Source organism: Pseudomonas frederiksbergensis (assembly GCF_001874645.1).
GTDB classification, from domain to species: domain Bacteria; phylum Pseudomonadota; class Gammaproteobacteria; order Pseudomonadales; family Pseudomonadaceae; genus Aquipseudomonas; species Aquipseudomonas frederiksbergensis_B.
In genome coordinates this window covers 3,843,874-3,864,097 of the sequence record NZ_CP017886.1, presented here as the reverse complement: position 1 = coordinate 3,864,097, position 20,224 = coordinate 3,843,874, and the positions used below count along the sequence as shown (strand labels likewise).

Below are 20,224 nucleotides of genomic sequence, written 5' to 3'. Positions count from 1 at the left end.
AGCACTTCTAAAAACGCTCTGAATCACGGGGAGCCCATCTCGTCCCGAAGTCATTCAAAGTTGCATCGCCTCGCTTTGTGCGTTTGCCCCGTTCTTAAAAATCCTTGAGCGGACTATAGCCAGCAGGTAGTACGGCTTGATCCCTCTAAAGTGTGATTTGCAACCCCTGACCATTCTGGAACAGTCCTGTTGCCAGTCCGACAGATGTCGGCCCGGCAAGGATGGCTGAAAACTCGGAATAAACAAGACAAGCGCTTGCTTGGTGGGCTTGCCGGGCCCTTTCGGGCACGGTAAAGGACGCTTAAAGCGTCGACAGGAAGGTGCTGTTGTTGGCCTGCCATTGCGTGATGTCGACGCGGATGCGCTTCTTGTCGAGCTTGCCGACGCTGGTCTTGGGAATTTCAGTAACAAGGGCGATCTGGCTCGGGATCGCCCACTTGCTCAGGTGCCCCAACTCGACGAAAGGCTTGAGGTGCTCTTTGAGTTCCCTGGCCCCAATCACATGGCCTTCTCGAACCACCAGCAAGGCAAACGGGCGCTCGCCCCATTGCGGATCCGGGATACCGACCACTGCTACTTCGCGTACCGCCGGATGGCGGCTGATCAGGTCTTCGAGGTCCAGGGAGGAAATCCACTCGCCACCGGTCTTGATCACGTCCTTGATCCGGTCACGGATATCGATCACCCCCATGCTGTCCAGGGTCGCCACGTCGCCGGTGTGCAGCCAGCCCCCGGCCCAGAGCTCGGCGCCCTTCTCCGGTTCGTTGAAATACCCTTCGGTGAGCCACGGCGCGCGCAGCACCAGTTCGCCCTGGGACTCGCCGTCCGCCGGCAGGAAGTTGCCGTCAGCGTCGATGATCGCCGCTTCCACCAAGGGGCCCGGCACGCCGGCCTTGATGCGATACGTGGTGCGTTCGTCTTCAGTGCCGGCCATCAGTTCATCGTTAAGGTGAGCGCAGGACACCAGCGGACCCGTTTCCGACATGCCATAGGCGGCGGTCAACTGAATGCCCTTGGCCTTGGCCGCTTCGTACAGCGCGCGATTCAGGGCGCTGCCACCGATGACGATTTTCCAGCCGCCGAAATCCGTGCCTTGCGCGGCCTTGGCGTTGAGAACCATTTGCAGGATCGTCGGCACGCAATGGGAGAAACTGACCTTTTCCTTGCGCCACAACTCCACCAGGTATTCCGGGTCGTAACGGCCGGGGTAAACCTGCTTGAGCCCAAGCATGGTCGCCACGTACGGCAAGCCCCAGGCATGCACGTGGAACATCGGGGTGATCGGCATGTACACGTCGTTGGTGCCCAGCAGGCGCACGCTGTCGATGCTGCCCATGATCGTCGACACGCCCATGGTGTGCAGCACCAGTTGCCGATGGGTGAAATACACGCCCTTCGGATTGCCGGTGGTGCCGGTGGTGTAGAAGGTGGTCGCCACCGAGTTTTCGTCGAAATCTTCGAAGCTGTACTGCGTGCTTGCGGCAGCCAGCAGTTGTTCGTACTCGCCCACCAGGTTGGGCAAGTCGGCGGTTTTCTCCGGCAAGTCGGTGAGCAGCAGGGTTTTCTCGACCGTGGTCAGGTGCCCGGCAATCGCCTGGTACAGCCCGACGAACTCGCTGTTGACCAGCACGAAGCGGTCCTCGGCGTGGTTCATGGTGTAGAGAATCTGCTCGGGCGACAGGCGCACGTTGATGGTGTGGATCACCGCACCGATCATCGGGATGGCAAACATGCATTCGAGGTAGCGATGGCTGTCCCAATCCATCACGGCCACGGTATCCCCGGCCTTGACCCCGGCCGCCGTGAGCACGTTGGCCAGCCGCGCGACACGCTCGATGAGGGTCGGGTAGCTGTAGCGCAACTGGTCGCGGTAGACGATCTCGCGGGTTTTCTCATAACGGCTGCCGGACATCAGCAACCGCTTGATCAACAGCGGGTATTGATAAGCGCCTTTGGCTGGCGGAACAACGCGAGTCTGCAACATAAGCATCCCTTTATCTGACTGCACGGTCTTGGCTGAAAAGATAAGCACTTTAGTCAGCCGGAGCGCCAGCTAAATCAGCCAAAGGGATGATTTGCAGAACCGTACAAATGCTAGCGTTACGCCAGCATCCGCCCTACCGCCACGCAATCAACCGTAGAAGCGATCTTCGTTAGCTTCGAGAGCAACTCCCGATTAATGCATCTCGGTAAAGGCCAGTTTCACGCCGATGGCGATCAGCACCACGCCCATCGTGCGGTCGAACCAGTGGCCCATGCGGGCGAAACCGGCCCGTACACGCTGTTGGCTGAACAGCATCGCTACCAGGCAGAACCAGATCGCGGTGGCCACAGCCAGGTAAACGCCGTAACCGGCCTGAATCGCCAGCGGTGTATGCGGGTTGATGACCACGGTGAACAGCGACAGGAAGAACAGCGTGGCTTTGGGGTTCAGGCCGTTGGTCACGAACCCTGCGGTAAATGCGCCGCGTGCGGTGCGCTCGCCGGCTTCCTTGTGCAGGTCTTCGCTGGCCGGTTTCGCCGGTTGCGCGCGCAGGGCCTTGAAGCCGATGTACAGCAGGTAGGCGGCCGCCAGCCATTTCAGCGCGTTGAACAACATGATCGACTGCGAAACGATCAGACCGATCCCGAGCAACGAGTAGCCCACGTGCAGGAAAATCGCCGAGCCGACGCCCAGCGCCGTCCAGGTGCCAGCGCGACGACCGTGGGTCACGGCCTCACGCACCACCACGGCAAAGTCCGGACCAGGGCTTGCCACGGCAAGCAGGTGAATCAGGGCGACGGTCAAAAACTCTGTCCAGTACATGGGGGGCTCCTTTAGGCCAAGCGTAACGACTTGTTTCATCTGGTAGGCTCGGCAGATTACGCCTTCAGACTCACGCGCAAAAGGTACAGTTAATGACCAACAATCGCCGCGCCGTATTCCTCGACCACAGTTCTCTGGACCTCGGCGACCTCGACCTCAGTGGGTTGCGGCAGTGCTTCGATGACTTGCAGCTGTGCTCACTGACCACGCCTGACAACATCGTCGAACGGCTGCAAGGCGCCAGCGTCGCGATCAGCAATAAAATCCTGCTGAACGCCGAAACCCTCAACGCCTGCCCCGAGCTGAAGCTGATCCTGATCACTGCCACGGGCACCAACAATGTCGACCTGGCCGCCGCCCGCGCCCTGGGGATTACCGTGAGCAACTGCCAGGGTTACGGCACGCCGTCGGTGGCGCAGCACACGATCATGTTGCTGCTGAACCTCGCCACCCGACTGAGTGACTATCAGAAAGCCGTCGGTGAAGGCCGCTGGCAGCAGGCCAAACAGTTCTGCCTGCTGGATTTCCCGATCGTCGAACTCGAAGGCAAAACCCTCGGCCTGCTCGGCCATGGTGAATTGGGTGGCGCCGTCGCGCGGCTGGCCGAAGCCTTTGGCATGCGCGTGTTGCTCGGCCAACTGCCAGGACGTCCGGCCCGCGCCGACCGCTTGCCGCTGGATGAACTGCTGCCGCAAATCGACGCGCTGACTCTGCACTGCCCGCTCAACGAACACACCCGCCACTTCATCGGTGCCCGCGAACTGGCGCGGCTCAAACCCGGTGCATTTGTGGTCAACACCGCGCGCGGTGGCCTGATCGATGAACAGGCCTTGGCCGATGCGCTGCGCAACGGTCATCTGGGCGGCGCAGCGACTGACGTCCTGAGTGTCGAGCCACCCACCGCCGGCAATCCTCTGTTGGCCGCCGACATCCCGCGCTTGATCGTCACCCCGCACAATGCCTGGGGCAGCCGCGAGGCGCGGCAACGGATCGTCGGTCAACTGAGCGAAAACGCTCAAGGCTTCTTCAGCGGTACAGCGCTGCGGGTCGTCAGTTGATAAACTGCCGCACTTTTTTTCAAGGAGCAGAGTATGGATCCGCGCAGTGAAGTACTGCTTCGTCAGGCTGAGTTGTTTCAGGGCGAGTTGTTGTTGGCCGGTTTGCCCGCCGATGACTTGCTGGGCAAATTGCCCAACGCCCACGGCTGGTGCTGGCACGCTGGCGACCAAGCGGCACTGGACGCACGCTTTGCCGAGCGCAGCCACTTTGGCGTGAATGCCCCGAGTCGCGCCTTTGAAACGGCCGTGGTGTTCCTGCCAAAATCCAAGGACCTGACCGACTACATCCTCAACGCCCTCGCCTCGCGCCTGGCCGGTCGTGAGCTGTACCTGGTGGGTGAAAAACGCAGCGGTATCGAAGGCGCGGCCAAACAGCTGAACCCCTTCGGCAAACCGCGCAAGCTCGACAGCGCACGGCACTGCCAGCTCTGGCAGGTGACCGTGGCCAATGCGCCCGAGGCCAAATCGCTGGAAAGCCTGGCGCAGGAGTACGAACTGCCGCTGGCCGAAGGCCCGCTGAAAGTCATCAGCCTGCCGGGCGTGTTCAGTCACGGTCGACTGGATCGCGGCAGCGCCCTGCTGCTCGAACACCTGGACAAACTGCCGAGCGGTCACTTGCTGGACTTCGGTTGTGGTGCCGGCGTTCTGGGCGCGGCGGTGAAACGGCGTTATCCACACAACACCGTCACCCTGCTTGACGTTGATGCGTTCGCCGCCGCCAGCAGCCGCCTGACATTGGCCGCCAACGGTCTGGAAGCCGAGGTCCTGACCGGCGATGGCATCGACGCTGCGCCGATGGGTTTGAGCGCGATCCTGAGCAATCCGCCGTTTCATGTCGGGGTCCACACGGACTATTTCGCTACCGAGAACTTGCTGCGAAAAGCAGTCAAACATCTGAAAAGCGGCGGCGAACTGCGCTTGGTGGCCAACAGTTTCCTGAAGTACCAACCACTGATCGAAGAGCACTTGGGGCAGTGTTCGATCAAGGCCGAAGGGCAAGGTTTCCGGATCTACCGGGCCAAGCGCGGCTGAGCACTTTTTGACAGAGCCGTTTTTGAAAAAGAAGGCTTGCCGAATGGATTTGGCCTAGGCAGAATCCGCTCCGTCCTAGGGGAGTAGTCTCCCACGAGCGCCATGCTCGTCCGGCATACGTCAACATACTTGGTCCTCAGACCATGGCGTATGCGACCCCAGCGTCCGCACAGACGGATCGCAGGGTTTGACAAGACCTATGACACGCACACCTTACCCGGGGCGGGGAGGCTGTACGTGTCATAGCCGTGTCGACCCGCCCCTTAGGAAAACCCTGATGCTGGATTCTCTGCTCGTTCCTACCGCAGTCGTTGCCTTGGCCGAAATCGGCGACAAGACGCAATTGCTCGCGCTCATTCTCGCCGCACGCTTTCGCAAACCCTGGCCAATCATCGCCGGCATCGTCGCTGCCACCCTGGCCAACCACGCCGCTGCGGGTGCCGTTGGTGCCTGGTTCGGGAGTTTCTTCTCGGACGCGACGCTGCACTGGATCCTCGCCGCGAGCTTTACCGCGACGGCGCTGTGGACCCTGGTGCCAGACAAGATGGATGAGGACGAAGCCAGCACTGCGCGCAAATTCGGGCCGTTCCTGACCACGCTGATTGCGTTCTTCCTCGCGGAAATCGGTGACAAGACCCAGATCGCCACCGTGATGCTTGCCGCTCAGTACCCTGAACTGTGGCTGGTGATCATCGGCACTACGCTCGGCATGCTGATTGCCAACGTGCCGGTGGTACTGGCGGGTAACTTTGCGGCGGACAAACTGCCCCTGACCCTGATCCGTCGCCTGGCAGCGTCGGCGTTCTTCATCCTGGCCATCGTTGCGGTGTACAAGGCGATGCAGAGCAGCGGCTGGGTGTAACCCAGCAGGAAGATCGTTCCCACGCTCCCGCGTGGGAACGATCAAGTCTTCAGCCTTAGCGCATGACCATCAGGACTTCCTGGCCTGCTGGTAAAGCGGCATGACTTTTGGAATCGCTGCCTGTAGCGACGCAACCCGGCTGCTGGAGGCCGGGTGAGTGCTCATGAACTCAGGCGGCGAACCTTCGGAAGCCTTGCTCATTTTGTTCCACAACGTGATTGCGGCGTTCGGGTCGTAACCGGCGCGGGCGGCCAGTTCCAGGCCAATCAGGTCGGCCTCGTTTTCATTGGCGCGGCTGTTGGGCAAGGTCATGCCGTAGTTGGCCACGGTGTCGGCCAGTGCCAGTGTGTCCTGTCCCAACCCGAGCAAGGCACCCGCGCCCTGCTTGGCCATTTCGATGCCATAGGCCTTGGACATTGCTTCACGACCATGTTCGCGCAAGGCGTGGGCGATTTCATGGCCCATGACCGCAGCGATTTCATCGTCGGTGAGTTTCAGGCTGTCGATCAGCCCGGTGTAAAAAATGATCTTGCCGCCAGGGCCACAGTTGGCGTTGAGTTCATCACTCTTGATCAGATTGACTTCCCACTTCCACTGCGCCGAATCTGGCCGGAAAACCGGTGCCTGAGCGATCAGCCGACTGGCAATCGCCTGGACCCGCTTGGCCTCGTTACTGCTCTTGTCCAGCACCCCCTTGTTACTCGCCTCACCCACGGTCTTTTGGTAAGACTGGGCATACATCTGATTGACCTCATCGGTCGACAGCATGCTGAACATGTACTGCTTGCGCTCCACGCCCACCGCGCCACTGCTGGTGGTGTTGACCGACTGGCAACCACTGAGCAGCAGACTTGCACTCAACGCACACAAAACCAATGTTTTATTCATGAACAAGCTCCCTGAAAACATGCCGCGTATCCTAGGCGCTGCACTGTATCAGCACCAGATACAACAGACGTGCAGCACAGCATTTACCGATACATTCCATTTCACTGTCGCAATACATTCATTTAACCCCGCTGCCCCGACAGCACGCAGGCCTGACACCTGTCTCTATGCGACCTGCAGAGTTCAAAAACAGTCATCGGCAAAAAAACCACTCATGGACCTTCCAACGTCCGCCGATACAGCTCGGCAGACGTCATCCTGCGTCCGGAGCCCCTATGAAATTCAAGTCGATCCAGTTTTCCGTCGCCGCGCTTGCCGGCGCCATCGTGCTCAGCGTGGTGGCTGCGCTGGTGCTGTATGCGCTGTTTTCCGGCGCGCGTACCCAGGAAATGGTCCAGGAGCGGACCCAGGCGCAATTCGAGCAAGTCATCGAGCAACGTCTGCGCGGACTGGCGCAAACCCAGGTCAGCCAGATCCAGCGCGAGCTCGAAGCGCCCCTGCTGATCGCCGGTGGACTGGTTCGGGTCAACGCCTTGATTGGCTCCCAGGATGCCGACGGCAAACCCCTGCTCAACCTCAGTCGTGAGCAGTTGATCAGCCTGATCAAGGAAAACGTCGCGAAGAATCCGAAGATTCTCGGGACTTACATCGGCTGGGAACCGAACGCACTGGATCACAATGACGCGGCCTACATCGGCAGTAACACCGTCGGCATCGACGCCACCACCGGGCGCTTCCTGCCGTGGTGGTTTCGCAACGACGACGGCAGCCTGGGCGTCGACAAGCTGGCAGACGTCAATGACCGCACCGTGCTGTCCACGGGTGTGCGCGCCAGTGAGTACTACCTGTGCTCCCAGGAGAGCAAAAAATCCTGCGTAATCGACCCGGCGCCTTACAAGGTCGGCGACAAGATCGTCATGCTCGCCTCCTTTATTGAACCGATCATGCTCAACGGCACCTTTCAGGGCATCGTCGGTGCTGACTTGTCGGTAAACTTCATTCAGGAAATGCTCCTCGCCGCCAACCAGAAGCTTTACAACGGTGCCGGTGAAATGGCCCTGATCGGCGGCAACCAGCGTTTGGTGGCCTACACAAAGGACCCGAGCAAGTTCGGCGAAAAAGTCAGCGACATCCTCGACGCCACTCAAGTTGCCAATCTGGGCAAGCTCAATCGCGCCGAAGTGACCTATAACGTCGACAAGGCCAACGGCAGGATCGAACTGTACTTGCCGTTCGGCATCGGCCAGACCGATGCGCGTTGGACCCTGCTGCTGCAATTGCCGCTGAACGCGGTCATGGCCGATTTGCAACAACTCCAGGGTGACCTGAACACCCAACGCAAGGCTGACACCTTTGGCATGGCCATGGTCGGCCTGGTGATTGCCGGCCTGGGCTTGCTGGTGATCTGGCTGGTGGGCCACGGCATCGCCCGACCGCTGAAGCAGATGGTCGCCATGCTCGATGACATCGCCCAGGGCGAAGGTGACCTGACACGCCGCCTGACCAGCGACCGCGCCGACGAACTCGGTTCGATCGCCAAGGGCTTCAATACCTTCCTCGCCAAGTTGCAGGCGATGATCACCCAGGTGGTGACCTCGGTGCAGAGCGTCAGCGACTCATCCGAGCACACCGCCGACATCGCCATTCGCACCAACCTCGGCATACACAAGCAAATGGCCGAGATTGATCAGGTGGCCACCGCGGTGCAAGAGATGACCGCCACCGCCCAGGACGTAGCCCGCAACGCAACCCAGGCGGCACAAGCCGCCAGCCATGCCGATCAGGCCGCCGCCCAGGGCATGCAGATCGTGCGCGACACCTCGACTTCGATTGGCGTCCTCGCGGTGGAAATCGGTAAAGCGGTCGGCGTGGTGCAATCCCTGGCCAAGGACAGCGAGAACATCAACGCGATCCTGATCGCCATTCGCGGGATTGCCGAACAGACCAACTTGCTGGCGCTGAACGCCGCCATCGAGGCCGCACGGGCCGGTGAGCAAGGTCGCGGTTTTGCGGTGGTCGCTGATGAAGTACGCAACCTGGCGCAGAAAACCCAGCAGGCGACTGAAGAAATCCAGTCGATGATTCAACAGTTGCAGCAAGGCACACGCGACGTGGTACGGGTGATGGAAGACAGCCAGAACAAGACCGACGAAAGCGTGCAGCACGCGGCCAAGGCAGCACAAGCATTGGAGACCATTACTCAGGCGGTGTCGGTGATCAACGACATGAACACCCAGATCGCCAGCGCCGCCGAAGAGCAAAGCGCTGTCGCCGATGACATCAACCGCAACGTGATCAATATCGGTCAGGTGGCCAATGAAGTCGCGGGCGGCGCGGATGAGTCGAGCGCGGCCAGTGCGGATCTGACCAAACTGGCCGAGCAGCAGCGGCGGTTGATCAATCAGTTCAGGGTTTAAGGCCAATAATCGTTCCCACGCAGAGCGTGGGAACGATCAGGCTGGCTAGCCCGGGGTCAGGCATTCCGGCGCATTGAGTTTTGGATCATTCACCAGGTTCGCCAGCACCCGCTCGCGCAATGCGGCAGGTTCGCTGGCGAGCAGCGCCTGCAAGGTGTGCAACGGAGTTTCGGGATTGAGCCAGGCCTCTTGACCGGCGGCATCGAGAATCAACGGACGACGCTGATTCGAGGCGGCCTGAGTCACCACCGCCGTGCTCAGCCACACCTGTTCCTGCACCGGATACGCTTCCCAGATCGCCGCAAAAAACAGTGACGAGCCTTCGCCCGGCGTCAGCCAGTACGGGCGTTTGCGGGTGGTGCCGCGCCATTCGTAGAAACCGTTGGCCGGTAACAGGCAACGGCGCTGACGGAAAGCCTCACGAAACATCGGCTGCTCGGCGACGGTCTCTGCCCGGGCATGGGCCGGGGTCTTCGACAGGTCGGTCAGCCACGGCGGCGTCAGCCCCCAGCGCGCGCGGGCAAGCGTGCGCTGACCCGCCTCGGCGCGCAGGATCAGCACCGAATCATTGGGCGAAATATTCCACTGCGCCTGCTGATCGGCCGGGAAGCCGGGCAAGGCCGCGAAGGCGGGATTCCAACGAAACAGGGCAAAACGTCCACACATGGGGCAACACGACTCTGAACGAAAACGGACGCCAGCCTAACAGACCAGGACGTCAGGAAAGCTATCCGGCTCGTCGCCGGGCATCGGCAGCGCGGCATTGTACGCAGCGATCAACTCCCGCGCGTATTGTGCCTGATCGTTATCCACCGCCAGTCCAAGCAGCCCAAACACCGGCAACTCGCCCGCGCCGCCCAGCAGATCACGCCCCACCAGATGCGCCTCGACCCCTTCGCTGGCCAACATGCCTTGCAATAACTCGCCTTCCATCAGGTTTTCCGGGTCGTAGATGCGTTGCATAGCGGCCACCCTTCACTCGTTTTCGCTGTGAACTTCGAGCATCCATTCATGACCGTCGGTCTGCAGAGTAAATCTGATAGGCCGACAACACACGGGGCAATCCTCGATATACGTCTGATCCCCTCCAGACAAATCCAGAACGGCCTCCGCCTCTTCACCACAATAAGGACATTCGTAGCGCTCGGTTTCCAGCATCGCGGTCTCCCAAGTGACTTGTGCGTATAATCGCCGGTCTATTTGCAGGGCTATTTTTGTTTGAGCCTATTTTTCAGACTGTACTCCTGCCGTAATCGATCTAATCCATTACTTACCCTAGCCGTTTCTAACAAGAGAGCATGATGGGCGAATTCGATGCCATCCGACCTTACGACGACAGCGAAGTCCCAGCAGTGCTGGCACGGTTGCTGGGCGACAAGGCGTTTCTAGATATCCTCACCCACTTCCGCTTCCCGCGCTTTGCCGGTGCCTTCGGCTGGATGCTCAAACCACTTATAGCTTATCGGCTGCGCCGTGAGTTTGCCGGCATCTCATCGGTTGCGACCTTGCAAGACAAGGTCGAGTTTTATGTGGACCACACCATCGAGCGTGCCACCGACGGCGTGACCTATACCGGGGTCGAACAATTCAAGTCCGGCAGCGCTTATCTGTTTCTGGCCAACCACCGCGACATCGTGATGGACCCGGCCTTCGTCAACTACGCGATCTACCACGCCGGCCTGCCGACACCGCGCATCGCCATTGGTGACAACCTGCTGCAAAAGCCCTTCGTCAGCGATCTGATGCGCCTGAACAAGAGCTTCATCGTGCACCGTTCCATCAGCGGTCGTCGTGAAAAGATGGCGGCGTATCAGCTGCTGTCGGCCTACATCAATCACTCGATCCGCCATGATTGCCAGTCGATCTGGATCGCCCAGGCCGAAGGCCGCGCCAAGGACGGTGACGACCGTACCGAGTCGGCGATCCTCAAGATGTTCCACATGAGCCGCAAGGACGAGCCGTTTGGCGAGGTGATCCAGTCGCTGAACCTGACGCCAGTGTCGATCAGCTACGAGTACGACCCGTGCGATCAGGCCAAGGCCCGCGAGCTGTACATCCGCGCCACCACCGGCAGCTACACCAAGGTGTCCGGCGAGGATGATGTGAGTATCGCCAAAGGCATTACCGGCTACAAAGGTCGGGTCCACGTGAACTTCGCTACACCAATCAGCGAGCTGTTCGACGACACCAAGCAATTGGCAATCGAGATGGACCGGCAGATCCTCGGTGGTTACCGGTTGTTCCCGGTGCACTACCTGGCGTACGCCCAATGGAGCAACGCCGACCCGCACCTGCAAGTGCCGAGCGCCGCCCAGTTGTTCCCGGCCGAGGAACTGACCAAGGCCCAGCAAGAATGGCAAAGCCGCCTCGATGCGTGCCCCGAGGAACATCGGCCGTTCCTGGTGCTGCAATACGCCACACCGGTGCGCAATCAGTACCGGGTCAAAGCGGGTTTACCGCTGTAAGGTTTCGGCTGAATACAAAAACGGCGCCTCGGGCGCCGTTTTCATGGGTGATGCGAACCTCAAAAATGCCTGCTGATCCATGATCATAGGCAGCGACGTCATGCCCCTCACGTAAAAAACAGCACCTGTGACTTGAAAGCAGCTACAAGTGGCCAGACGCTTTTTACGCCCTGCGCTTTGCACTCCGTGACCGATAATTTACTGATTAATGCGCACTGTCACCTGAGCGTCACGTTGACAAGCCAGTCTGTCGCCCTCGAAAACGACACGGAGCCTGTCATGCTGCACGCAGAAAACCAGGATCGTCTGTACCTGATCACCCCCAGCGACGAACAACAAAACCTCGTCGGCAGCCTCGCCTTCAACGTCCAGGATCGCCACTGGCTCGTCTACTGCGCCCTGGGCGGTCACCAACACGCCGACCTGCCGGAAACCGACCTGCTGACCGGTGTGAGCATGCTGGACTTTTATGTAGAAGCCGCCTGAAGCTTTGGCTTTGCCTTTGGCTTTTGATCCACCCGCCCCTTCACGCCCTGAGCCTCTCCGTCAACCCGTAGATACCTCCATCGGCGCCTCTATCAATGTTGATCCGCGCTGCGTTAAAACCACCAGCAGCCCTTACCGCAGTAACGGATATGTACACCAACAAAAAACCAGGATCAAAAGATCGCAGCCTTCGGCAGCTCCTACAGGGGAATGGGGTGCGCCCGTGGCGACAGACATAAAAAAACCCGGTGCCATCACTGGCGCCGGGCTTCTTGAATACAGCGAACCGTTATTCGCCGAGCATCTGACCCACCGTCGGATCCTTGAACAACCGGGTCAACGCATCGCTCAACACATCGCTTACCAGCTTGGTGTTGGTTTCCTGATTCGGCGCCATACCAAAACGCTGATTCAGCGACGCCGCATAACGACCACTGTAACGACGGTTGGCATTCTGCACATCAGAGCGGAAAGCCGCGCCAATAGTCGCCTCAGTCACATACATGCCTTCTTTAGGCGACTGATAGCTCAATTCAGCCAGCGTCACCGTCAACTGCGGCGCGTTGTAAGCGTTGGGCGTCGGGGTGAACCCCAACAGACGCACAGCCGCTTCGGCCTGAGCCTGCAACTTAGGCAGAATTTGCGCACCTTGCACCGTGATTGCACTCGTTTCAGGGTACAGGCCACCACGCGTGCCCAAGGTTGGCGACGGACGACCGTCGACCACCCTCACCACCACCGGCTGACCATGCCCGACCGGCGCCAACTGAGTCGTCAGTTTTGGTTCCGGGGCTAGTTGTTGCGGGCTGTTGGCGCAGCCAACCAGGGTCAAACTGGTCACAGTGATCAAACCGAACAACAGGCGTTGCAACATGCGTTACTCTCCAGATGCAAATACAGACAGACCCGCAGTATAGCGGGGGGCAGCGCCTTCGAACCAGCAACCCTGAACACATGCCATGTAGCCCACCTGACCGAACGGCTAATAAAAGTCATTAAACACGACCATTTCCCTGCGTTTCTTCGCTACAATCTCCCCCCGATTATAAGGACGTCTCCTGATCGGGCCTCGCAGCATCGCTGATACCTGCGTATCAGCTCCCCCGCACCGCCCACAGAGAGCCGCCCACACAGATCGAGTGAAGCTGGCGAGCTTGCTGTTTATCCTGCAAACCACCACTTTTCACGAATCTGCCAGAGCTGTCGTTACGCTCGGTCACTGAGCTGTTTGCCCGTTTTGCCTGCCCTGTATCCCATGGCGGCAATCCATCCGGGCACGGTGCCAGGCTGGGACAGCCCTTTTTTGAGGTTCACGTCTTCAAAAGAGCGTGAAAAAACGGGTTTTCACAACTTCACAAGAGTGTGGCGAGCAAATGAATAGTTTTGCGTCTGAACATGCACCATTAGCGTCTACAACAGCCCAACGACACAGGACCGAGTACTCCTCAAGAACTGGAGCCTGAAGCCTGTCCACTACGGATTTGGTTGCACAAACGGACGTATCGACCATAAGTCGAATTGCCTCCCGCGCGCTGAAGTGAGTTCATAGGAACCCTAAGCCCGGTAGGTAGCGTGCGTCGAAGTTGCGAAAAATTGCGAAGATTCGGACATGGCGATCCTGGCCATGGGTGACCCGGGGCTCTACAGAGTATGCCCCGTCACTCCTGGCAGCTATGCCGACAATTTGGTGCTGCAGATTTTGGAGACGCGTTAAATGGCGCATAACGAAGCAGTCGACGTAGTACTGGTTGGGGCCGGCATCATGAGTGCCACCCTGGCTGTATTGCTCAAAGAGCTCGACCCCGCGATCAAGCTGGAAGTCGTCGAGCTGATGGATTCCGGTGCCGCGGAGAGTTCCAACCCGTGGAACAACGCCGGTACCGGCCACGCCGGGCTGTGTGAGCTGAACTACACGCCACAGGCCGCTGACGGCAGCGTCGACATCAAGAAAGCCGTGCACATCAACACCCAGTTCGAGGTGTCGAAGCAGTTCTGGTCCTACCTGACCCGAAAAGGCACCTTCGGCTCGTCGAAATCCTTCATCAGCCCGGTCCCGCACCTGAGCTTCGTGCAAGGTGACGCGGGCGTTTCGTTCCTCAAGGAACGTTACAAGGTGCTGAGCAAGCACCACGCCTTCGCCGACATGGAATACACCGAAGACAAGGCAAAAATGGCCGACTGGATGCCATTGATGATGCCGGGGCGTCCGGCCGACGAAGTCATCGCCGCGACCCGCGTGATGAACGGCACCGACGTCAACTTCGGTGCCCTGACCAATCAACTGCTCAAGCACCTGACCAGCGCACCCGATGCCCAGGTCAAGTACTGCAAGCGCGTGACCGGTCTCAAGCGTAACGGCACCGGCTGGACCGTCAGCATCAAGGACGTCAACAGCGGCAACAGCCGTGAAGTCGATGCCAAATTCGTCTTCCTCGGTGCTGGCGGCGCAGCCTTGCCGTTGTTGCAGGCTTCGGGCATCGAAGAAAGCAAAGGTTTCGGCGGCTTCCCGATCAGCGGCCAATGGCTGCGTTGCGACAACCCGGAAGTGGTCAAGCACCACCAGGCCAAGGTCTACAGCCAGGCAGCGGTGGGTTCGCCACCGATGTCGGTGCCGCACCTGGACACCCGTGTCGTCGATGGCCAGAAGTCCCTGCTGTTCGGACCTTACGCCGGCTTCACCACCAAGTTCCTCAAGCACGGTTCGTTCATGGACCTGCCGATGTCGGTTCGCGCCGGCAACATCGGCCCGATGCTGGCCGTGGCGAAAAACAACATGGACCTGACCAAGTACCTGGTCAGTGAAGTGATGCAGTCGATGGAACAACGCCTGGAATCGCTGCGCCGCTTCTACCCTCAAGCCAAGGCCGAAGACTGGCGTCTGGAAGTCGCTGGCCAGCGCGTGCAGATCATCAAGAAAGACCCGAAAAAAGGCGGCATCCTGCAGTTCGGTACCGAACTGGTTGCCGCCAAGGACGGATCCCTTGCGGCACTGCTCGGTGCATCGCCAGGCGCGTCGGTCACGGTGTCGATCATGCTTGAGCTGATCGAAAAATGCTTCCCTGGCAAAGCCAAGGGTGAGTGGGCGACCAAGCTTGCCGAAATCTTCCCGGCTCGGGAAAAAGTCCTGGAAACCGACGCTGCGCTGTATCGCAAGATCAATGCGCAGAACAACGTCGCGCTGGAACTGGTTGCAGAAAGCAGCGAGACCCCAAGCTTCGCTTGATGCTCGCACGCCCTTTCCCAAAAAAAGAAAACGCCCCGTACTCATTGAGTGCGGGGCGTTTTTTTATGGCTCTTAAAAGATCGCAGCCTTCGGCAGCTCCTACGCCGACCGAGTACACTCACAATGTTTGGGGGTGTATGCAAACCCCAAGGAGCTGCCGCAGGCTGCGATCTTTTGATCTTAACCGCGAGCCTTGTTGATCAACTCGATGTAGTCAGCGGCATTGCGCTGATCCTGGATCTGGGCAACAAAGTCCTTGCCGTCCAGGTCGTAACCGGCCTCGACAAAGAACACCAGGAAACGCTCGAAATCGTCGATACGCAGGCCACGGTAGGCTTTGATCAGTTTGTGCAGGGACGGTGAAGTCGCGTCGATCGGTTCAAAATCGAGGAACAATTTGATCTGCGCATCGCCGATCTCGTCACCAATCACCTGTTTCTTATCTTTACGCATTGCCGACTCCAGCTCGCAGACATCTCACGGGGCGGGCAGTTTACCCCTGCCCCGCCCCAAGCCTCAACGACCAGCACTCAATGCGTGCGCCCGATACCGGTACGCAAGTGCGCCCAGACAGTGCGCAACGCAAAAGCGCTTGGCGCTCTGACGTGCTCGTATACAATATTCGCCATCACGCCTTGCCGGGATTCATTCACGTGCCTCTACCCAGCTTCAATGCCCCAAATCTGGGGATTGCGCCCTCAGCTTCGGAAGTCATCGCCAAGCACCTGCGCGAGGCCATCATCGGCGGTCATTTTGCCGAAGACGAACCGATCCGTCAGGACGACATCGCCCGCTTGTTCAACGTCAGCAAGATCCCGGTGCGCGAGGCGCTCAAACGCCTTGAGGCGGAAGGCCTGGTGCAGTTTCAGCGCAACAAGGGCGCGGTGGTGACGAAGATATCCGAGCCCGAACTGGCGCAGATCTTTGAAGTCCGGGTGCTGCTGGAGGTCCAGGCGATTCGCCTGGCCGTGCCGAACATGACCGAAGCCACGTTCCTGCGCGCCGAAAGTATCTGTGCCGAGTTCATCGACGAAAACAACGTCGGCCGCTGGGCCGAGTTGAACTGGGCCCTGCACGCCTGCCTCTACGAGCCGGCGCAGCGGCCGTTCCTGCTCAACCTGATCCGCTCGATTCATGACAAGGTCGAACGCTACCTGCGCATGCAGATGAGCCTGTCGGAAGGCAAGGACCGTGCGGACCACGAGCACCGCGACATTCTCGCTGCCTGCCGGGCCGGTGACGCCGACAAAGCCGCCGAACTGATCGAGCAGCACATCATTGGTGTGTGCCGCACGCTCTATGAACACCTGCCGAATGCACCTGCGCGAATCTGATCGACTGTGCCGATTTCGTCATCGGTAACGGTTAAATCCCTCAAGCCATTGCGCGCCTCAAACGCCAGTCTTGCACAGACATTTCCTGTGCAAGGTGGCGCCCTTCATGAAACGTATCCACGTCCTCGACTCTCACACCGGCGGTGAACCGACACGCCTGGTCATCGCCGGTTTCCCGGAACTGGGCACCGGCTCCATGGCCGAACGCAAGCGCCGCCTCGCCGAGGAGCACGACCACTGGCGCGCCGCCACGGTGCTTGAGCCACGCGGCAGTGACGTGCTGGTAGGCGCCCTGCTCTGCGAGCCGCAAGATCCCGGCGCTTGTGCCGGGGTTATTTTCTTCAACAACAGCGGCTACCTCGGCATGTGCGGTCACGGCACCATTGGCCTGGTGGTCTCACTGGCGTACCTGAAGCGCATCGAGCCCGGCGTGCACCGGATCGAAACCCCGGTCGGCACGGTCGAGGCGACCTTGCACGAGGATCGCTCGGTCAGCGTGCGCAATGTCCCGGCCTGGCGCTACCGCAAGGCCGTGCAGGTGACGCTGCCGGGTTACGGCACGGTCAGCGGCGACATCGCCTGGGGCGGCAACTGGTTTTTCCTGATCGCCGAACACGGCCAGCGGATTGCCAGCGATAACCTCGAAGCCCTGACCGCTTACACCTGGGCGGTCCGTGAAGCCCTGGAGAACCAGGGCATTCGCGGTGAGGATGGCGGCGAAATCGATCACATCGAGCTGTTCGCCGACGACCCCGAGGCCGACAGCCGTAACTTTGTACTTTGCCCCGGCAAAGCCTACGACCGCTCCCCGTGCGGCACCGGCACCAGCGCCAAGCTGGCGTGCCTGGCAGCGGACGGTAAATTGCAGCCCGGCGAAGTCTGGCGCCAGGCCAGTGTGATCGGCAGCCAGTTCGAAGCCAGTTACGAGCGGCTCGACGCGCAACGCATCATTCCGACCATTCGCGGTCGCGCCCACATGAGTGGCGAGAACCACTTGTTGCTGGAGGAAGACGACCCGTTCGCGTGGGGCATCGGCTCATGAATGCCGACGTCATCGTCATCGGCGCCGGTATTGTCGGCAGTGCCTGCGCCCATGAGCTGGCGCAACGCGGGCTCGACGTGCTGGTGCTCGACAGCCAGCGCGGCGGCGCCACGGCGGTCGGCATGGGCCACTTGGTGGCGATAGATGACAACCCGGCCGAATTGGCGCTGAGCCGATACTCCATCGAACTCTGGCGACAATGGGCACCGCGCCTGGACCCCGATTGCGCCTACCGCAACTGCGGCACGCTATGGCTGGCTGCCAATGACGAGGAAATGGCCGGCGCCGAGCACAAACGTCAGACGCTCAAGGCCCAGGGCATCGCCTGTGAAATGCTCGACCCGCGTGCCCTGTACACAGCCGAGCCGATGCTGCGCGCCGGCCTGAGTGGTGCACTGAAAGTCAGCGGCGACGGCATTCTCTACGCGCCGAATGCTGCGCACTGGCTGCTCAACCAGAACGCTGGCCGAATCACTCGGCGCACGGTCGACGTCTCGCAGGTCGACGGCAATCAACTGCGATTGGCTACTGGCGAACGCTTGCGTGCCGAAGCGGTGGTGCTGGCCAACGGCATTCATGCCACCGAGCTGTGCCCCGAGCTGCCGATTCGCCCGAAGAAGGGCCACCTGCTGATCACCGACCGTTACCCTGGCAAGATCCATCACCAGTTGGTCGAGCTGGGCTATGTCACCAGTGCTCACGCCAGCGAAGGCACCTCGGTTGCCTTCAATGCCCAGCCACGCCCGACCGGGCAACTCTTTCTCGGCTCGTCACGCCAGTTCGACACCACCGACCTGAGCGTCGAAGCCTCGGTGTTGGCGCGCATGCTGCGCCGGGCAATCGACTATTTGCCGGAGCTGGCCGGGATGAACGCCATCCGCAGCTGGACCGGCCTGCGCGCCGCCACGCCCGATGGCTTGCCGCTGCTCGGTGAGCATCCGCAGCAAGCGGGTTTGTGGCTGGCGGCCGGGCATGAAGGGTTGGGCGTGACCACAGCTCCCGGCAGTGCGCATCTGCTGGCCGCGCAGCTGTGTAAAACCACTCCGGCCATCGACCCGACGCCTTATCTGCCGGGGCGTTTCCTGACCACCGCACGAGGGTTACGCGCATGATTGAAGTGAGCCTCGATGGCCGCACGGTATCGGTCGACGCCGGTACAACGGTTGCAGCGCTGCTCTACCTGGCTGGCGACGGCTGCAGTCGAACCTCGGTCAGCGGTCAGCGCCGGGCGCCTTTTTGCGGGATGGGGGTTTGCCAGGAGTGCCGGGTGAGTATCGACGGTCAGCGCCGCCTTGCCTGCCAGACCACCTGCCGCACAGGCATGTGCGTGGAGACCCGGCCATGAAAGTCGATCTGCTGATTATCGGCGCGGGGCCTGCGGGCATGGCGGCAGCGTTGGCGGCCGCACCGAGCACCGCACGCATCGCCATCATCGATGACAACCCGGTACCCGGCGGGCAAATCTGGCGTGATGGCGTCAATGCACACTTGCCGAGCAATGCTCAGGCTCATCGTCAGAAACTGGCGGCAGCGAGTAACGTTCAGGTGTTCAATTCGACACGCGTGGTCGCGTTGGCCGGTGCCCGACAGCTGTTGCTGGAAGACCCCGAGCACGGCTGGAGCATCGAGTACGAACAACTGATTCTGTGCACCGGTGCCCGTGAACTGTTGCTGCCGTTTCCCGGCTGGACCTTGCCCGGCGTCACCGGCGCGGGCGGGCTGCAAGCGCTGATCAAGGGCGGCATGCCGGTGGCCGGCGAACGGCTGGTGATTGCCGGCAGTGGTCCGCTGCTGCTGGCCAGCGCGGCCACCGCGAAAAAGGCCGGGGGCCAGGTCGTGCACATCGCCGAACAAGCGCCGCTAAGAGCCGTCGCCGGGTTTGCCCTGCAACTGCCACGATGGCCAGCCAAGTGGCTGCAAGCCTTGCAGTTGTTTGATCGTCATTACCGCAGCGACAGCTACATCCTCGAAGCCTATGGCGACAACCACCTGCAAGGCATACGCCTGAAACGCCAGGGGCGGATCGTCGACATCCCCTGTGAGCGACTGGCCTGTGGCTTCGGCCTGATCCCCAATACCCAACTGGCCCACGCTCTGGGCTGCGAATTGAAGGACGACGCGATCGCCGTCGACGCGAGCCAGCTCAGTAGCCTGAACAGACACTATGCCGCGGGCGAATGCACAGGTTTTGGCGGCAGTGAGCTGGCATGGATCGAGGGTGCAATCGCAGGATTGATGGCCGTCGGTGAAGTCCGGCAAGCCCGCGCACTCTGGCCGCAGCGGCAACGCTGGCAAGCGTTCGCCGATCAGTTGCGACGCAGCTTTGCCTTGCGCGACGAACTGAAACACCTGGCCACGGCCGATACGCTGATTTGTCGTTGTGAAGACGTTGCGCTGTCAGCACTCAAGACCTGCACCGACTGGAACCAGGCCAAACTGTACACGCGTTGCGGCATGGGTGCCTGCCAGGGACGGGTCTGCGGTGCAGCGACCCGTTACCTGTTCGACTGGCCGCTAGCGGCACCACGTCCACCCTTTTCCCCGACGCGCATCGACACGCTGTTGCAGCTTGCCGAGCTTCCCAATCCCGCGTCCGCCACCGTAGAGTAAG

The 20,224-nt window shown here is 60.5% G+C and carries 20 protein-coding genes, 1 pseudogene and 1 riboswitch; of the genes and pseudogenes, 13 read left to right on the top strand and 8 right to left on the bottom strand.

Annotated features, from left to right (window positions below; all coding sequences use genetic code 11):
• Positions 1-301 precede the first annotated feature (301 nt).
• Both BLL42_RS18560 and BLL42_RS18555 read right to left on the bottom strand, forming a co-directional pair.
• A complete protein-coding gene (locus BLL42_RS18560; RefSeq protein ID WP_071553381.1) occupies positions 302-1,984 on the bottom strand; it encodes a fatty acid--CoA ligase in 1,683 nt (560 codons plus the stop codon).
• Positions 1,985-2,176: 192 nt separating this feature from the next.
• Positions 2,177-2,806, bottom strand: a complete 630-nt coding sequence (locus tag BLL42_RS18555) for a LysE family translocator (RefSeq protein ID WP_071553380.1) — start codon at positions 2,804-2,806, stop codon at positions 2,177-2,179.
• 92 nt (positions 2,807-2,898) lie between these two features.
• On the opposite strand from BLL42_RS18555, the gene BLL42_RS18550 reads away from it, so the two are divergent.
• The 3 genes from BLL42_RS18550 (at position 2,899) to BLL42_RS18540 (ending at position 5,758) form a co-directional block, all read left to right on the top strand.
• Complete coding sequence (locus BLL42_RS18550) at positions 2,899-3,864, top strand: 2-hydroxyacid dehydrogenase (RefSeq protein ID WP_071553379.1); 966 nt, start codon at positions 2,899-2,901, stop codon at positions 3,862-3,864.
• Positions 3,865-3,897: 33 nt separating this feature from the next.
• The gene (locus tag BLL42_RS18545) at positions 3,898-4,896 is read left to right on the top strand and encodes a methyltransferase (protein WP_071553378.1); all 999 of its coding nucleotides are present in this window, start codon (positions 3,898-3,900) and stop codon (positions 4,894-4,896) included.
• 65 nt (positions 4,897-4,961) lie between these two features.
• Positions 4,962-5,085, top strand: a riboswitch (yybP-ykoY riboswitch).
• Between the two features lie 88 nt (positions 5,086-5,173).
• Entirely contained in the window at positions 5,174-5,758 is a 585-nt protein-coding gene (locus tag BLL42_RS18540; RefSeq protein WP_071553377.1) for a TMEM165/GDT1 family protein, read from the top strand.
• A gap of 69 nt (positions 5,759-5,827) precedes the next feature.
• On the opposite strand, the gene BLL42_RS18535 is transcribed toward BLL42_RS18540, so the two are convergent.
• Positions 5,828-6,646, bottom strand: a complete 819-nt coding sequence (locus BLL42_RS18535) for a M48 family metallopeptidase (RefSeq protein ID WP_071553376.1) — start codon at positions 6,644-6,646, stop codon at positions 5,828-5,830.
• Between the two features lie 167 nt (positions 6,647-6,813).
• Between BLL42_RS18535 and BLL42_RS31095 the strand changes: the two are divergent.
• Both BLL42_RS31095 and BLL42_RS31090 read left to right on the top strand, forming a co-directional pair.
• Positions 6,814-8,208: pseudogene (locus tag BLL42_RS31095) on the top strand (methyl-accepting chemotaxis protein); the annotation flags it as partial.
• 12 nt (positions 8,209-8,220) lie between these two features.
• Positions 8,221-9,063, top strand: coding sequence for a methyl-accepting chemotaxis protein (locus BLL42_RS31090; RefSeq protein ID WP_408004033.1), 843 nt, complete (start codon positions 8,221-8,223; stop codon positions 9,061-9,063).
• A gap of 45 nt (positions 9,064-9,108) precedes the next feature.
• Here the strand turns inward: BLL42_RS31090 and BLL42_RS18525 are convergent, their stop codons facing one another.
• Genes BLL42_RS18525 through BLL42_RS18515 form a run of 3 tightly spaced genes read right to left on the bottom strand, consistent with a single transcriptional unit; the run spans position 9,109 to position 10,221 of the window.
• Complete coding sequence (locus BLL42_RS18525) at positions 9,109-9,729, bottom strand: SOS response-associated peptidase (RefSeq protein ID WP_071553374.1); 621 nt, start codon at positions 9,727-9,729, stop codon at positions 9,109-9,111.
• Positions 9,730-9,765: 36 nt separating this feature from the next.
• Positions 9,766-10,026, bottom strand: coding sequence for a putative signal transducing protein (locus tag BLL42_RS18520; protein WP_019693603.1), 261 nt, complete (start codon positions 10,024-10,026; stop codon positions 9,766-9,768).
• A 12-nt stretch (positions 10,027-10,038) separates the two neighbouring features.
• A complete protein-coding gene (locus BLL42_RS18515; RefSeq protein ID WP_071553373.1) occupies positions 10,039-10,221 on the bottom strand; it encodes a CPXCG motif-containing cysteine-rich protein in 183 nt (60 codons plus the stop codon).
• 143 nt (positions 10,222-10,364) lie between these two features.
• Here BLL42_RS18515 and BLL42_RS18510 point away from each other — a divergent pair, with 143 nt between their 5' ends.
• The gene (locus tag BLL42_RS18510) at positions 10,365-11,528 is read left to right on the top strand and encodes a 1-acyl-sn-glycerol-3-phosphate acyltransferase (RefSeq protein ID WP_174553335.1); all 1,164 of its coding nucleotides are present in this window, start codon (positions 10,365-10,367) and stop codon (positions 11,526-11,528) included.
• A gap of 279 nt (positions 11,529-11,807) precedes the next feature.
• The gene (locus BLL42_RS18505; RefSeq protein WP_071553371.1) at positions 11,808-12,014 is read left to right on the top strand and encodes a hypothetical protein; all 207 of its coding nucleotides are present in this window, start codon (positions 11,808-11,810) and stop codon (positions 12,012-12,014) included.
• Between the two features lie 289 nt (positions 12,015-12,303).
• Here the strand turns inward: BLL42_RS18505 and BLL42_RS18500 are convergent, their stop codons facing one another.
• Positions 12,304-12,888: a YajG family lipoprotein gene (locus BLL42_RS18500; RefSeq protein ID WP_071553370.1), complete on the bottom strand. Its 585-nt coding sequence runs from the start codon at positions 12,886-12,888 to the stop codon at positions 12,304-12,306.
• 840 nt (positions 12,889-13,728) lie between these two features.
• Between BLL42_RS18500 and mqo the strand changes: the two genes are divergently transcribed.
• Positions 13,729-15,237, top strand: a complete 1,509-nt coding sequence (gene mqo, locus BLL42_RS18495) for a malate dehydrogenase (quinone) (protein WP_071553369.1) — start codon at positions 13,729-13,731, stop codon at positions 15,235-15,237.
• 180 nt (positions 15,238-15,417) lie between these two features.
• Here the strand turns inward: mqo and BLL42_RS18490 are convergent, their stop codons facing one another.
• On the bottom strand, positions 15,418-15,690 hold the full coding sequence (locus BLL42_RS18490) for a PA4642 family protein (RefSeq protein WP_071553368.1): 273 nt from the start codon (positions 15,688-15,690) through the stop codon (positions 15,418-15,420).
• 200 nt (positions 15,691-15,890) lie between these two features.
• Here BLL42_RS18490 and BLL42_RS18485 point away from each other — a divergent pair, with 200 nt between their 5' ends.
• The 5 genes from BLL42_RS18485 (at position 15,891) to BLL42_RS18465 (ending at position 20,223) form a co-directional block, all read left to right on the top strand.
• Positions 15,891-16,571, top strand: coding sequence for a GntR family transcriptional regulator (locus BLL42_RS18485; protein ID WP_071555791.1), 681 nt, complete (start codon positions 15,891-15,893; stop codon positions 16,569-16,571).
• Between the two features lie 106 nt (positions 16,572-16,677).
• Positions 16,678-17,613: a 4-hydroxyproline epimerase gene (locus BLL42_RS18480; protein ID WP_071553367.1), complete on the top strand. Its 936-nt coding sequence runs from the start codon at positions 16,678-16,680 to the stop codon at positions 17,611-17,613.
• Complete coding sequence (locus BLL42_RS18475) at positions 17,610-18,725, top strand: NAD(P)/FAD-dependent oxidoreductase (protein WP_071553366.1); 1,116 nt, start codon at positions 17,610-17,612, stop codon at positions 18,723-18,725. The genes BLL42_RS18480 and BLL42_RS18475 overlap by 4 nt, the downstream gene beginning before the upstream one ends.
• On the top strand, positions 18,722-18,958 hold the full coding sequence (locus tag BLL42_RS18470; RefSeq protein ID WP_071553365.1) for a (2Fe-2S)-binding protein: 237 nt from the start codon (positions 18,722-18,724) through the stop codon (positions 18,956-18,958). Before BLL42_RS18475 ends, BLL42_RS18470 begins: the two co-directional genes overlap by 4 nt.
• The gene (locus tag BLL42_RS18465; RefSeq protein ID WP_071553364.1) at positions 18,955-20,223 is read left to right on the top strand and encodes an NAD(P)/FAD-dependent oxidoreductase; all 1,269 of its coding nucleotides are present in this window, start codon (positions 18,955-18,957) and stop codon (positions 20,221-20,223) included. Before BLL42_RS18470 ends, BLL42_RS18465 begins: the two co-directional genes overlap by 4 nt.
• Position 20,224: the final 1 nt, after the last annotated feature.